At 56.4% G+C, this 13,151-nt stretch carries 11 protein-coding genes; 4 read left to right on the top strand and 7 right to left on the bottom strand.

The genetic code is table 11. The features are described 5' to 3' along the window. Positions 1-9: 9 nt before the first annotated feature. Entirely contained in the window at positions 10-1,080 is a 1,071-nt protein-coding gene (dadX, locus tag ACERJC_RS08225; RefSeq protein WP_152404244.1) for a catabolic alanine racemase DadX, read from the top strand. 96 nt (positions 1,081-1,176) lie between these two features. On the opposite strand, the gene ACERJC_RS08220 is transcribed toward dadX, so the two are convergent. Both ACERJC_RS08220 and ldcA read right to left on the bottom strand, forming a co-directional pair. After that, entirely contained in the window at positions 1,177-2,913 is a 1,737-nt protein-coding gene (locus tag ACERJC_RS08220) for a potassium/proton antiporter (protein ID WP_152404246.1), read from the bottom strand. A 97-nt stretch (positions 2,914-3,010) separates the two neighbouring features. Next, positions 3,011-3,925 carry a muramoyltetrapeptide carboxypeptidase gene (ldcA, locus tag ACERJC_RS08215; protein ID WP_373671435.1) on the bottom strand — a complete coding sequence of 305 codons (915 nt, stop codon included), beginning with the start codon at positions 3,923-3,925 and terminating at the stop codon, positions 3,011-3,013. Between the two features lie 138 nt (positions 3,926-4,063). Between ldcA and emtA the strand changes: the two genes are divergently transcribed. Then, positions 4,064-4,675, top strand: coding sequence for a membrane-bound lytic murein transglycosylase EmtA (gene emtA / locus ACERJC_RS08210; RefSeq protein ID WP_046481095.1), 612 nt, complete (start codon positions 4,064-4,066; stop codon positions 4,673-4,675). Here emtA and ycgR read toward each other — a convergent pair whose 3' ends face one another. Further along, a complete protein-coding gene (ycgR, locus tag ACERJC_RS08205; RefSeq protein WP_152404250.1) occupies positions 4,676-5,410 on the bottom strand; it encodes a flagellar brake protein YcgR in 735 nt (244 codons plus the stop codon). A 203-nt stretch (positions 5,411-5,613) separates the two neighbouring features. On the opposite strand from ycgR, the gene ACERJC_RS08200 reads away from it, so the two are divergent. Together ACERJC_RS08200 and ACERJC_RS08195 are read left to right on the top strand one after the other, a co-directional pair. Beyond that, positions 5,614-5,868 (top strand): GlsB/YeaQ/YmgE family stress response membrane protein, encoded by a 255-nt coding sequence (locus ACERJC_RS08200; RefSeq protein WP_178827424.1) that lies wholly within the window; start codon positions 5,614-5,616, stop codon positions 5,866-5,868. A gap of 140 nt (positions 5,869-6,008) precedes the next feature. Further along, on the top strand, positions 6,009-8,120 hold the full coding sequence (locus tag ACERJC_RS08195) for a TonB-dependent siderophore receptor (RefSeq protein WP_373671434.1): 2,112 nt from the start codon (positions 6,009-6,011) through the stop codon (positions 8,118-8,120). 53 nt (positions 8,121-8,173) lie between these two features. Here the strand turns inward: ACERJC_RS08195 and ACERJC_RS08190 are convergent, their stop codons facing one another. The 4 genes from ACERJC_RS08190 to dhaK form a co-directional block, all read right to left on the bottom strand. Then, positions 8,174-9,880, bottom strand: a complete 1,707-nt coding sequence (locus ACERJC_RS08190; RefSeq protein WP_373671433.1) for an alpha,alpha-trehalase — start codon at positions 9,878-9,880, stop codon at positions 8,174-8,176. A 101-nt stretch (positions 9,881-9,981) separates the two neighbouring features. Further along, positions 9,982-11,415: a dihydroxyacetone kinase phosphoryl donor subunit DhaM gene (dhaM, locus tag ACERJC_RS08185; protein ID WP_286633441.1), complete on the bottom strand. Its 1,434-nt coding sequence runs from the start codon at positions 11,413-11,415 to the stop codon at positions 9,982-9,984. A 10-nt stretch (positions 11,416-11,425) separates the two neighbouring features. After that, positions 11,426-12,058, bottom strand: a complete 633-nt coding sequence (gene dhaL / locus ACERJC_RS08180; protein WP_373671432.1) for a dihydroxyacetone kinase subunit DhaL — start codon at positions 12,056-12,058, stop codon at positions 11,426-11,428. A gap of 10 nt (positions 12,059-12,068) precedes the next feature. Further along, positions 12,069-13,139: a dihydroxyacetone kinase subunit DhaK gene (dhaK, locus tag ACERJC_RS08175; RefSeq protein ID WP_373671431.1), complete on the bottom strand. Its 1,071-nt coding sequence runs from the start codon at positions 13,137-13,139 to the stop codon at positions 12,069-12,071. Positions 13,140-13,151: the final 12 nt, after the last annotated feature.

Below are 13,151 nucleotides of genomic sequence, written 5' to 3'. Positions count from 1 at the left end.
GGACGAGAGATGACCCGCCCTATATTGGCCAGCCTTGACCTGCAGGCGATGAAACAAAACCTGAGCATAGTGCGTCAGGCCGCACCGGACGCCCGCGTCTGGTCGGTGGTGAAAGCGAATGCCTATGGTCACGGCATTGAACGTATCTGGAATGCGCTGGGCAACACCGACGGTTTTGCTCTTCTGAATCTGGAGGAGGCGGTAACCCTGCGTGAGCGCGGCTGGAAAGGGCCAATTCTCATGCTGGAAGGGTTTTTCCATGCGGAAGATCTGGCGCTGTACGACACCTGGCGTTTGACCACCTGCGTTCACAGCAACTGGCAGCTTAAAGCGATTCAGAATGCAAAGCTGAAGGCACCGCTGGATGTCTACGTGAAGGTTAACAGCGGCATGAACCGCCTGGGCTTCCTGCCGGAACGACTGCAAACCGTCTGGCAGCAACTGCGCGCGATGCCGAACGTTGGCGAAATGACGCTGATGTCGCATTTTGCCGACGCTGAGCACCCTGACGGGATCCGCAATGCGATGGAACGTATCGCGCTGGCAACGGAGGGGCTGGAATGCCGTCGCTCACTGTCAAACTCAGCGGCCACGCTGTGGCATCCCGATGCGCATTTTGACTGGGTGCGACCGGGTATCATTCTTTACGGTGCGTCGCCGTCAGGCCTGTGGCGCGATATCGCCAATACCGGGCTGAAGCCGGTGATGACGCTCAGCAGCGAAATCATCGGTGTACAAACGCTGAAAGCGGGGGATCGCGTCGGCTATGGCGGGCGCTATACTGCCAGAGGCGAACAGCGCATTGGCATCGTGGCGGCGGGCTACGCGGACGGTTATCCACGTCATGCGCCGAGCGGAACGCCGGTGCTGGTGGACGGTGTGCGGACCACTACCGTGGGCACGGTGTCGATGGATATGCTGGCGGTGGATTTAACGCCATGCCCGCAGGCGGGTATCGGGACGCCGGTAGAACTGTGGGGTAAAGAGATCAAAATTGACGACGTGGCGAAATCTGCCGGAACCGTAGGCTATGAGTTGATGTGTTCGCTGGCGCTGCGTGTTCCGGTCGTGACGGTGTAACTTTTATGTTGCCGGACGGCGGTGCGATGCGCCTTATCCGGCCTACAGCGGAGTCATCAGTAGGCCGGATAAGCGCAGCACCATCCGGCATGATAACTACTCTTCGTCTTCATCCCCGGCGACGCGAACCCCGACTTTACGAACCTGATTGTCTTCTTTTTCTGCGACCGTCCAGATCATCCCGGCGAAGATGACCTGGTCCCCGACAACCGGGGCCGCTCCCAGCAGTTGCTGAACAATTTCGCCCAGCGTTTGCTGCTTATCGCGGTACTCCGTTCCGTCATCCAGACCATAAATCAGCGCTACATCGGCATACTTGGCGCTGGCTTCCAGAATAAAGTCGCCGAAGAAGCGCTGATCCAGCGCCACCGGCGGCGACTGGCTGAACAGTTTACCCAGCGCCGGGAGGTCGCGTTCACGACCGATGACGCACAGCACGTCACCTTCACGCAGACGGGTACTGCCGGTGGGATGAAACAGCACGTTGTCACGAAACAGCGCCGCAATGCGCGTTTCCTGAGGCATATGCAGATCGCGCAGTGCCGCGCCGACACACCATTTATCGGCGCTGAGCTGATAGACAAACTGCTCCCACGGATTGTCCGGATGAATATCCAGCCCCACGCGTGAGACCGGCCAGCCGACCGGCGGCACCACCACTTTCGCTTTTTTCGCCGCCCAGGAGAGGGAGGTGCCCTGAAAAACCAGTGACACCAGCACCACGAAGAAGGCGACATTGAAGAACAGACGGGCATTTTCCAGGCCCGCCATCATCGGAAAGACGGCAAGGATGATGGGCACCGCGCCGCGCAGACCCACCCAGCTAATAAACACGCGTTCACGCAGATTAAAACCGCGAAACGGCAGCAGTCCGACAAAGACGGAAAGCGGGCGGGCGACGAAAATCATCCCGGCGGACAGGATCAGCGCCGGAATGGCAATCGGCAGCAGATCGGAAGGATTCACCAGCAGTCCGAGCACAAGGAACATGCCGATCTGCGCCAGCCAGGCCAGCCCGTCGAAGTTTTGCAGAATGCCAAAACGGTTGCGAATCGGGCGATTTCCCAGCAAAAAGCCGCACAGATAGACCGCCAGAATCCCGCTGCCTTCCAGCGCCGTGGTCAGCGCGAACACCAGAATCCCGCCGCTCAGGGCCAACAGCGGGTAGAGCCCGGCGGGCAGGGAGATACGATTAATCATCTGCTGTAGCAGATAGCCGCCGCCCAGTCCAAGCAGGATGCCCAGACCAAACTGCTGAATAATGTGGACCGCGAACATCCAGCTTAAGCCGGTTTCGTGCTGCTGAATCATCTCGATAAGCGTAATGGTCAGGAACACCGCCATCGGGTCATTACTGCCGGATTCAATTTCCAGCGTCGCGCCGACACGTTCGTTCAGCCCTTTGCCGCCAAGCAGGGAAAAGACTGCCGCCGCATCCGTTGAGCCAACAATGGCGCCAATCAGTAGCCCCTGGATCAGGTCGAGATTAAACAGCCAGGCGGCGATCATGCCGGTTAAACCGGAGGTGATCAGGACGCCAACGGTCGCCAGAGAGAGTGCCGGACCGAGCGCGACGCGAAACGAGCTGGCCTGCGTGCGCATCCCGCCATCCAGCAGGATAATCGCCAGCGCTAGGTTACTGACCATATAGGCAAAGGGATAGTTATCGAACGGGATACCGCCGACGCCATCGACGCCAGCCAGCATGCCAATCGCCAGGAAGATGACCAGAATAGGAATGCCAAGGCGTGATGAAAATGAACTGAGTAAGATACTACTGGTAACGAGGACGGACCCCAAAATGAAAAGACTGATTATTGCCGCGGCGTCCAACGTTCGGTTACTCCTCAATTAGCCATGTTTTTCTGCATTGACATTATCATATTAACGGCTGCAACCGGGCGTTACTTAGCCCTACAGCCGTTTTTTTTTATGATTTCAGAAAGGGATGACCCGAGATCGTAAGTTGTGTGCCATTTTGACTATTCTGTAGCACGGCATGCGCGCCTAACGCCAGCGTAACGGTTCGCGGCTCATGACCAAAATCAAGCCCGGTAATCAGGGGAACAGAGAGGCGTTCACGTAAAAACGCATACACCGTGTTGAGGTCGTAGCCGTCATCATACTCATTCGGGGCGCTGCCGCTAAAACTGCCCAGCACAATGGCGCGCTGGCGGTTTAAAATGCCCGCATCAAACAGCTGCAGCAACATGCGCTCGACGCGAAAAGGGTGCTCATTGATGTCTTCCAGCACCAGAATACCGTTTTCAATTTTTGGCATCCACGGGGTGCCGATAAGCGAAATCAACATCGCCAGATTGCCGCCCCACAGCGTTCCTTCGGTATGACAGGCCGGGCCTTCGCCTTGCCATTCCACCGTGTACTGCGCGTGACGTAATGCTTGCCAGAAATGGGTTTGCGTAAAGCTATTCAGCTCCGGTGCGCCAACGTTCGCTGCCAGCATCGGGCCGCTGAAGGTGATGACATTGCCCAGCGCCAGCAAACCACACTGGATCGCCGTAAAATCACTGTGACCGCAAATGAGCAACGGATCCCGCTGTTGTCGGGCAGCAAGGGCCTGCCAGTCGATGTGTTCCAGCAGTCGACTCGCGCCATAGCCACCGCGCACCGGCATAACGATGGTGTCCGGCGCGGTGAGATGCACAAGCCCGTTCACGTCTGCCAGACGCTCCGATTCCGTACCCGCAAAGCGTTGATGGCGACGACTGACCACCGCCGTATTATCGACCTGATGCCCCGCGTCCTTAAGGCGCTGGATACCAAGCAAAGCCGCGTGTTGATTAATGCAGTAGCCCGAGGGGGCAATTAAGTGAAACCGGGACATGGCAATTCCTTGCTACAACAGAAACCAAATGTATATCATGCCGCCTATAGTAGAACGTTTTGCCGGATGACGCTTTGCTTATCCGGTTTACAACGGTGATTTTAGTAACGAAGCGTTCCGGCGATAAGGACAGAAGACGTGAAATTGAGATGGTTTGCTTTTTTGATTGTGTTGCTTGCAGGTTGTAGTTCAAAACAGGATTATAAAAATCCCCCGTGGAATGCGGAAGTGCCGGTGAAACGCGCCATGCAATGGATGCCGATCAGTGAAAAAGCCGGGGCGGCGTGGGGCGTTAGCCCACAATTGATTACGGCGATTATCGCGATTGAGTCAGGCGGGAATCCCAATGCGGTCAGCAAATCGAATGCGATAGGGCTGATGCAACTGAAAGCATCGACCTCCGGGCGCGATGTCTACCGTCGGATGGGCTGGAGCGGCGAGCCTTCAACCAGTGAACTGAAAAACCCGGAGCGCAATATCTCAATGGGCGCCGCCTACCTGAGTATTCTGGAGACGGGCCCGCTCGCCGGTATTGAAGATCCGCAGGTGATGCAGTATGCGCTGGTGGTCTCCTATGCCAACGGCGCAGGCGCGCTGCTGCGCACGTTCTCTTCTGACCGGAAAAAGGCCATTAGCAAAATCAACGATCTCAGTGCCGATGAGTTCGTTGAACACGTCGCGGATAACCACCCTGCGCCCCAGGCCCCGCGCTACATCTACAAATTGCAGCGCGCGCTGGATGCGATGTAATTAGTCGCGCACTTTATTCGATTTCTCCCGGGCTTCGCGCTCAAGGGAAAAGATAATCCGCTGAAGTTCCCGCTCCACCGCCGGGCCAACGTTGAGAAAACGAAAGCTCAGGCGGGGAGTCGAAATCGTCTCATTTTTCCCGTCAATCACTTTGCGTTCAGTTACGGAGATTAGCTGCGCATCAAAGTGAAACATCCCCCATTCCCCCATATCCAGCGCAATCTGCGAAAAACGCATCCCTTCCGTGAGTCCTGACGGCTTCGGGCCTTCCAGCAGCGCGCCCATTCCGCCGAGGGAAAGATCGTACAGACGAAAACGTAGGGTGCTGTTATCTGGCATCTGCGCGGTACAACCGTAGGGGGGATGGAGCGGCGCGCAGATGCGAAAGTATTCCCGTCGTTGGACAAACCACAGCGCCGGAGGAAGCGGGGTGATAAAGGCCGGAAGTTGCTGATACTCACCGCTGTGCAACTGCTCAAGGGTAAACTCAACCTTCGCGCCCTGAGTTTCCGCCGTAAAGGTAATATTGCGCGCCTTCTGTACGGCGAGGTTTTCGTTTTGCTGACTGCCAAAGTCCATCACCAGTCTTTCGGCCGAGACGTCAAGGATCTTGCTGATGAATTGCCCGCCGCGCCAGGAGACGCGCAAAGGCACCTGATTGCTGTTTAAGTCGCGAAGAACGCCCAATACCGCCAACGGATTTTGCTTCAGAAACTGCTCATTATAATGACTCACGCGGAACGACCCCTGGATGCCTGACAGTCTATCGAACGGTTATCGGCAAGACGCAGGAGAACTTAATACAAACGCGTGATTTTTTTTACCAAAGACAAATAATTCAGTCTCGCGGAAACAGCGAGGATCAAGGGGTTGCCTATACTTAATGGACAAGCGCAAGAATCTGTTGCGTGTGGTTTCCCTGAAAAGAGGGTCTGAACATGGGAATTATTGCCTGGATTGTATTTGGTTTGATTGCCGGTGTTATCGCCAAATTGCTAATGCCGGGACGTGACGGCGGCGGATTCATCCTGACCTGTATTCTCGGCATAATCGGTGCCGTAGTGGGCGGATGGCTGGCGACCATGTTTGGTATTGGCGGCACAATCAGTGGCTTTAACCTTCACAGCTTCCTGGTTGCGGTGGTGGGTGCCATTGTGGTGCTGGGGGTATTCCGACTCGTGCGCCGCGATTAACAACACGGCTCCTGCGGGAGCCGCGTTTTTATCCTGGTCCCCTTAAATTCCCCTTAAATTCCCCTTCAATTCCTCTCTTGATTTACCTAATGAAATGAGAATAATTAGCATTCCAATTTAAACTGATAATTATTCTCACTATGACAACTTCCTGCTTCCGACTTTGTGCGCTCTCTGGCTGTATCTCACTGGCTCTGACCACGCCGTCTTATGCGGCAGATTCTAACGAATCCACCATCGTGGTATCCGCAACGGGACAGGAGACCCTGCTGCCGGCCTGGACCAACAGCGCCACCAAATCGGCCGTCCCGGAAAGTAAAACGCCGCAGGTGATTAATACCATCGATAATCACGAGATAACCTTACGTCATGCGAATTCTGTCAACGAGATCCTTCGCTATGCGCCGGGGGTGTCGACGGAAGTGCGCGGCAATACTTCCTATATGAGCGAGTACAAGATTCGCGGTTTCTCCGTCGATCAGGAGTACTACAACGGCTTGCAATTGCCGTATAACGTCACCGGTAATACCAAAGCGCGTATCGACTCGCTGTTGGTGGAAAGCGTGGATATCCTGAAAGGGCCCGCGTCCGTGCTGTATGGCAACGGTTCGCCGGGAGGGCTGGTGAATATTCAGGGCAAAAAACCGCAGGCTGAGCAAACAACGGAGATCGGCTTTAATACCGGTACGCGTAATCTGAAAGAGGGCTATCTGGACTCCACCGGTAACATCAGCGACAGCGACTGGAATTACCGTCTGCTGGGTAAGGCGACGGAGGGCGACGACCAACCGCACACCACGCGCTATGAAGACTATCTGCTGGCACCTTCCGTCACCTGGCAACCGGACAGCAAAACGCGTCTGACGCTGGATGCCCTGGTGCAAAATACGCCGTCGTTGTCACCGTCGAACCCGTTACCGATTGCTTATTTGCGCTCGGGTTACGCCGATCGTCGTGACTATGCCGGAGATGAGTGGAGTGGCTTTAAGCAGCGTCAGTGGATGGTGGGTTATCATTTCGAGCATGAATTTGACAGCGGTTGGGGATTCAGTCAGCAGGCGCGCTATTTTGACGTCGATACACACCAGCGCAGCGTCTATTCAACCGGTAATGGTATGAACCCGGTATGGATGCTTGACCGCTTTGCCTATACCACTGATGAAGATCTGAAAAGTTTCAACATCGACAACCAGGTGACAAAAACGGTCGCGCTGGGGGACTGGCAGCACCATTTGCTGGCCGGCTTTGACTATCAGAAACTCGACAGCCATTACTTCTATCGTTACGCCAGTGCCACGCCAGGAATCGACATGCGCGACCCGGATTTCCATCAGGTGCATACCGCCGATCTGGGGTTGTACACTGCGCAGAAAAACCGCCTTTCTTATCAGCAAAATGGCTACTATTTGCAGGATCAGGTCGCGTTTGGTGGCTTAAATCTGCTGGCCAGTCTTCGCTATGACGATTACCGTTCTACGACTACCGATGCGATGCAAAACGACGAGAAAACCTGGATCTCTCAAGACCGGGTGACCAAACGGTTGGGCGCGCTCTATGCCTTTGAAAACGGTATTTCACCGTTTATCAGCTATTCCGAGGGCTTCAAACCGATTTCACCACAGGGCACGCTGACGGCGAAAGACGTGAAGCCGACGACCAGCAAACAACTGGAAGGTGGGGTGAAATACCTGCTGGTCGATTACGCGACAACGCTGACCGCCTCGGTGTTTAACATTCGCCAGAAGAATGTCCTTTCCGCCACGCCGACCTGGGATTATCGACAGACCGGGGAGATCGAATCGAAAGGGGCGGAGCTTTCGGTCATCAGTCGTCCAGGTGACAACGTCACGTTGATCGCCAATTACGCTTACACCCATGCGATCAATACCGAAGATGAAACCTGGGAAGGCAAGCGCCCAACGCAGGTGCCGGAGAATGCGTTTAATCTGTGGGGGGATTACACCTTTGACGCGACCACACTGCGCGGGCTGACGATGGGCGCAGGGGCGCGCTATACCGGGCCGATGGAGATCTCGCCGGACAACAAGGGCGGTAAACTGGGGGGCACGACACAGTACGATCTCGCCGTGTCGTATCGCTTAGGCGAGGTGCTGCCGTCACTGAGCGGCGTGACGCTAAAAGCCAGCGCCCAGAACATTACCAACAAAGAAACGTTCAGCTGCTACGACAGCACCAACTGCTGGATTGGCCGTGACCGGACGGTCCAGGTCGGGGCAAGCTACCGTTTCTGATCGCATGAAGCGAAAACCGGCCTGGCATTCCCAGGCCGGTCAGACACTGAGTATTATGGCGTTGCCTGTTTTTGTGGCTGTTCAGCGGATGCCGGGCTGGTGACAGGGCGTTTTTCCGGCACGCTATCGCACGGTTTTTCCTTCACACAGATCAGGTCAAGCATCTTCAGCGTGACGCCATTGCTCCAGCCAAAACCATCCTGCAACGGATATTCTCCGCCACCACCACCGGTCCCGGTGCTGCTGACGTCATATTTTTCCACCAGCTTTTGTTCGCGATCGTACGTGTGCTGCACGTTGGTCAGAAAGCGCCAGCTCACCTCCATCGCTACGTCATTCTGACCATAGTTCTGTAAGCCCTCGGTGGCGACCCACTGCAGCGGCGCCCAGCCGTTTGGCGCATCCCATTGCTGTCCGCTTTTCACCGACGTGGTGGCAAGCCCGCCCGGTTGCAGCAGATGCGCGCGGGTGGCCGCAGCCATTTTACTGGCGCGATCTTTCGAGGCGGCATTGACATACAGCGGGAACAGCGCTGCAGCGGTCAACTGATTCCGTACCCGCTTGCTCTTCAGGTCGTAATCCGCGTACCAGCCCTCTTTATCATTCCACAGGTAATGTTCAATGGCTTTCTGTCGGGCATTCGCCAGCGTGTCGTACTGGCTGGCTTTTGCCTCATCCCCCGCGGCTTTGCTGGCGCGCGCGAGGATTTTTTCCATTTTGTACAACAGGGCGTTGAGATCGACCGGAACGATGCTGGTGGTCCGCAGCGTGCCAAGCTGCTGCGGATTATCCATCCAGCGTGAACTGAAATCCCAGCCGGACGCGGCCGCTGCGCGCAGATCGCGATAAATATCGGTCGCCGGGCGGTTTGGATTGCTTTTCGCCGTGGCAATATCTTCGACCCAGGATTCCGGTCGCGGCGTATCCCGCTCATCCCAGTAGCGGTTGAGAAGGGTGCCATCCTCCAGTTTCACCACCCGCTTGTTCTGTTGACCTGCCTGCAGCGTTTCGACGCCTTCCATCCAGTAGGTGTACTCTTTTTGCATCTGCGGCAGGTATTTTTTCAGCGCATCGTCGCCGTCGTGCTGAGCCAGCAGTTCGACCATCAGTGAAAAGAAGGGCGGCTGGGAGCGGCTCAGGTAGTAAGTGCGGTTGCCGTTGGGAATATGGCCAAAGGTATCAATCTCCCAGGCGAAGTTTGCCACCATATCGGCAATATTGTCCCAGCGACCGCTTTCGGCAAGTCCCAGCATGGTGAAGTAACTGTCCCAATAATAGACTTCCCGGAAACGCCCGCCGGGCACCACGTAAGGCTCAGGCAGCGGCAACAGGGAATCCCATTTTTCCACGCTTTCGGTGGAGCGGGTTAACACCGGCCACAGCCCGTCGATATGTTCACGCAGCGATTGCCCTTTCGGGGGAACATATTTTTCCCCTTCTTTCGGCAGCGTAAAGTTGACGCTCACGAAGTGGCGCAAATCGAAACTGGACTGATTCTTTTGCATCCGGTAATCCGCGAGGATCATCAGCGGGTCGCCGTTAGGCACGGCGTCGGCAAAGGTTTTCTGATCGGGAAACAGTCTGGCATTCTGCACATCGTTAAACAGGGGACCGAGCAGAATATCCGGCGGCTGCGGAGGGGAGAACGGCATCTCTTCGGCGTTAACCGACAGGGAAGAGAAGGTAAGCAGCGTGCCGGAAACCGCTAATGTTATGACCAACGACAGTGAAGCAGGCGCGCGAAAAGCAGGGGTATGCATTGATTAATCTCCTTAGTGTGTACCGAATAACGGTATCTACCATGAGAAAATCGTAGTCCAGGATCGCTCCCGGCGCGTGATTACCCCCCTTTTTTGCGACGTTATAGCGGTTTCCTTTCCCTGACGGCGCAATTGTGCGCCACATCAAGCGTGAGTCGTTCGCCCGTTTGTACATCGTTAAGCGCGTCGCCCTGCTGGCATACCCAGGCGATACCCATCTCCCGGGCGATCAACGCGCCATGCGCGAGCGAACTGCCCTCCCGCAGGCAGATGCCTTTCACCACGTTCGGGTCGAGCTCCGACACCGTTGACGGAAAGAGGTTGTCGGCAACCAGTATGGTGGGTGCGATAACGTCAGGCAGCACCAGCGGGCTTTGCAGCAAATGACGCAGCGTGCGGTGCAGGAGATCGTCGATATCGATGTAGCGCGCCTGCAGATAGGCGTCATCCAGTTGACGATACTGCGTACTGAGGCTGCTCAACACCTGCTGCCAGGCATATTCCGCCGTACAGTGCTCGCTGCGCAGGAGCCCGCAGGCGGTATCAAACAGCTCCGGATCGTCCAGCAACATATGGTGACCAGAGAAAATGGCCGCCAGGTCACCCGGCCAGTTTTCTTCCGCGCGGGTAATCAGCGTCATCAGGTCGAGCAGCGTGAGATCCAGCGCGTTACGCAGTCGCGCCTGCTCTGCGCCAGGACTGCGATCGGACGCTTGTCGAATCGGTGGCAGCGTTGGCGCGTAACAGAACGCGTTGCCCGTGATGTCCGCCGTCGACGATGTGACAACCGCCGCATCTTCCAGCGACTCGCCGAAATTCTCCGCCGCCAGACGACTAAACGCGGCCAGCGCATCATCCGCCTGTTCTCCACTTGCCAGCAGACGTACCGTGTCATGACAGCGAACCTGCAACAGCGAAATCTGATTCAGGCTGTCCGGCGTAACGCACTTGCCGTTTTTTTCCAGCAGCAGATCGGCGTTAAAGGCCGACAGCGTTGCCACAAGCCGGGAGGCCGGGCGAATGTGCAGACCGTTGGGATTCTTGATCACCACGGACACTGATTTTGCTGCCGCATCCTGTGCGATAAAGGTCGGGGTAATGCGGGTTTCAGAAGCAGAAGAGGGTAAACCCAGTTGCTCACGCTTGGCCTCGAGAGCGTTCGTCGCGTCGGCGATGACCTTTTCGATATCCGCGCCCGCAGCGGCGCTCACCGTTGCCGCCAGCGTCCCTTCCACCAGCGGCGCGGCGCACAGTCGTACTTTCGCAGCGATCGTCGGATCGAGGAGGTCCAGCGCCGTTTCTGCACTGAGCAGGGCGCTGCCAATGTCCATCATCACCAGCACGTGGTCGGTATCGGCAACAGACTCGATCGCCTCCATCACCTTAATGGGGTCGGTGCCGATGGGATTTTGCGGATCGTCGATACCAGCGGCAATGGCTATTTTACAGTTGCCGCCCATTAACATCTGTTGCGCCAGTTCGCCAACCCCTTCACCGAGGCGGGCGCTGTGAGAGACTATGACCAGGTTTACCATCTTACTGTCCTTACTCTTTTGCCGCGGCTGCCAGCATCTGGATCATAAACATCACCGAGGTTGCCCCCGGATCCCGGTGCCCGATACTACGCTCGCCCAGGTAGCTGGCGCGACCTTTGCGGGCCTGCATCGTAATCGTGCTTTGTGCGGCGGCTTCAGCCTCAGAGGCGGCAGCGTCCAGCGCGGCGGTGACGGAGAGGTTCTGCTCACTGGACTGGCGTAATGACTCCGCCACCGGTACCCAGACATCGCACATCGTTTTATCACCCGGCTCGGCTTTACCCCGGCTTATCACGCCATCAGCACCTTCGCGCATCATCAGATAGAGCTCATTGAGCGACAAACTCTGATGCGCCTGCGTGGCCTGCGCGGCACGGATGAAAAAGGTGCCGAACAGCGGGCCACTGGCCCCTCCAACGTTTGACAGCAGCGTCATCCCGGTGTTTTTTAAAATAAAACCGATATCTTTATCCGCAATGGCCGGTAATTTTTCGACCACTTTGCTAAAGCCGCGATGCATATTCAAACCGTGGTCAGCATCGCCAATCTCGCGATCCAGCCCGGTGAGATAATCACTCTCTTTACTGAAAATATCCCCGCAGCGATAAAGCCAGCTCACAATCTGCGCTCTGGTAAGTGACATGACTCTCTCCTTAGTTGCCCCAGTTCAGGCCTGGGGTGTGAACCGGTGCGTCCCAGAGTGCCAGCGTCTCGTCATCCACTTTAAGAAGCGTGATGGAAAAGCCGGTCATATCCAGTGACGTACAATATGAACCAATCAGATTGCGTTCGATGACGATACCCGCCTGCTGGCAGCGTGCGTCGAGACGGTTATAGACGCCGTACAGTTCAGAAAGCGGCGTGGCGCCGAGGTTATTGACCAGCGCGATGACGCGATCGCCACGTTGCAACGGTTGTTTGCCTTGCTTATCTTCCTGCCAGACGCCCTGGGTGGGATCCCAGTGGCGCAGCGTGCGGCTATAGGTTCCGTTTTCCAGCAGGGTATCGAACATTTCGTCAACGATTCTGTCGAGTGAGACGAAGGCGCGACGGTCAATGCCTGGCTCGCCGTGGATCCCCACACCGAACTCCATTTCATTGTCGGCGAGGGTGAAAGAGGGCTGCCCGGCTGCCGGAACCGTACACGCTGCGAGGGCGATACCGATCGAATGGCCATGATTATTGAGTTTGCGTCCGAGTTCGGCGCAGGCTTCCAGGGAATCGCCGCGTTCTGCCGCCGCACCGACCAGTTTTTCAATCAGCACGGTATTAGCAACACCACGTCGTCCGGCGGTATAGAGGCTGTCTTTGACCGCCACGTCGTCATCCACGACCACGGTGGTGACCTTCACGCCGCTTTCGTGCAGCAGTTCGGTCGCGGTTTCGAAGTTGAGAATATCGCCAGTATAGTTTTTCACGATCAGCAGCACGCCTTCGCCGCCGTCAATCTGCATGGCGCATTCGAACATTTTATCAGGGGTTGGGGAGGTGAAAATTTCTCCAGGACAGGCACCGGACAGCATGCCCTGGCCGATGTAGCCGCAGTGCATCGGTTCATGACCGCTGCCGCCGCCAGAAAGCAGCGCGACTTTGCCCTGTACAGGGGCATCTGAACGGGTCACATACACCGGATCCTGATGCAGGGTCAGTGACGGATGCGCTTTTGCGAGGCCAGCCAGTTGTTCACTCAGTACGTCTTCCACACGGTTAATCAGCTTTTTCATTCTTTTGCTCCG

The sequence above is a fragment of the Citrobacter telavivensis genome, from assembly GCF_041807075.1.
GTDB lineage: Bacteria > Pseudomonadota > Gammaproteobacteria > Enterobacterales > Enterobacteriaceae > Citrobacter_A > Citrobacter_A telavivensis.
Note: the sequence above shows the minus strand (reverse complement) of the source record. Positions and strands in the feature narration are given on the sequence as shown.

Coding starts and splice junctions, on each gene's coding strand:
- dhaL (WP_373671432.1), bottom strand. CDS start 12,058: ATGTCACTTACCAGAGCGCAGATTGTGAGCTGGCTTTATCGCTGCGGG.
- dhaK (WP_373671431.1), bottom strand. CDS start 13,139: ATGAAAAAGCTGATTAACCGTGTGGAAGACGTACTGAGTGAACAACTG.
- ACERJC_RS08195 (WP_373671434.1), top strand. CDS start 6,009: ATGACAACTTCCTGCTTCCGACTTTGTGCGCTCTCTGGCTGTATCTCA.
- ACERJC_RS08200 (WP_178827424.1), top strand. CDS start 5,614: ATGGGAATTATTGCCTGGATTGTATTTGGTTTGATTGCCGGTGTTATC.
- dhaM (WP_286633441.1), bottom strand. CDS start 11,415: ATGGTAAACCTGGTCATAGTCTCTCACAGCGCCCGCCTCGGTGAAGGG.
- ldcA (WP_373671435.1), bottom strand. CDS start 3,925: ATGTCCCGGTTTCACTTAATTGCCCCCTCGGGCTACTGCATTAATCAA.
- dadX (WP_152404244.1), top strand. CDS start 10: ATGACCCGCCCTATATTGGCCAGCCTTGACCTGCAGGCGATGAAACAA.
- ACERJC_RS08190 (WP_373671433.1), bottom strand. CDS start 9,880: ATGCATACCCCTGCTTTTCGCGCGCCTGCTTCACTGTCGTTGGTCATA.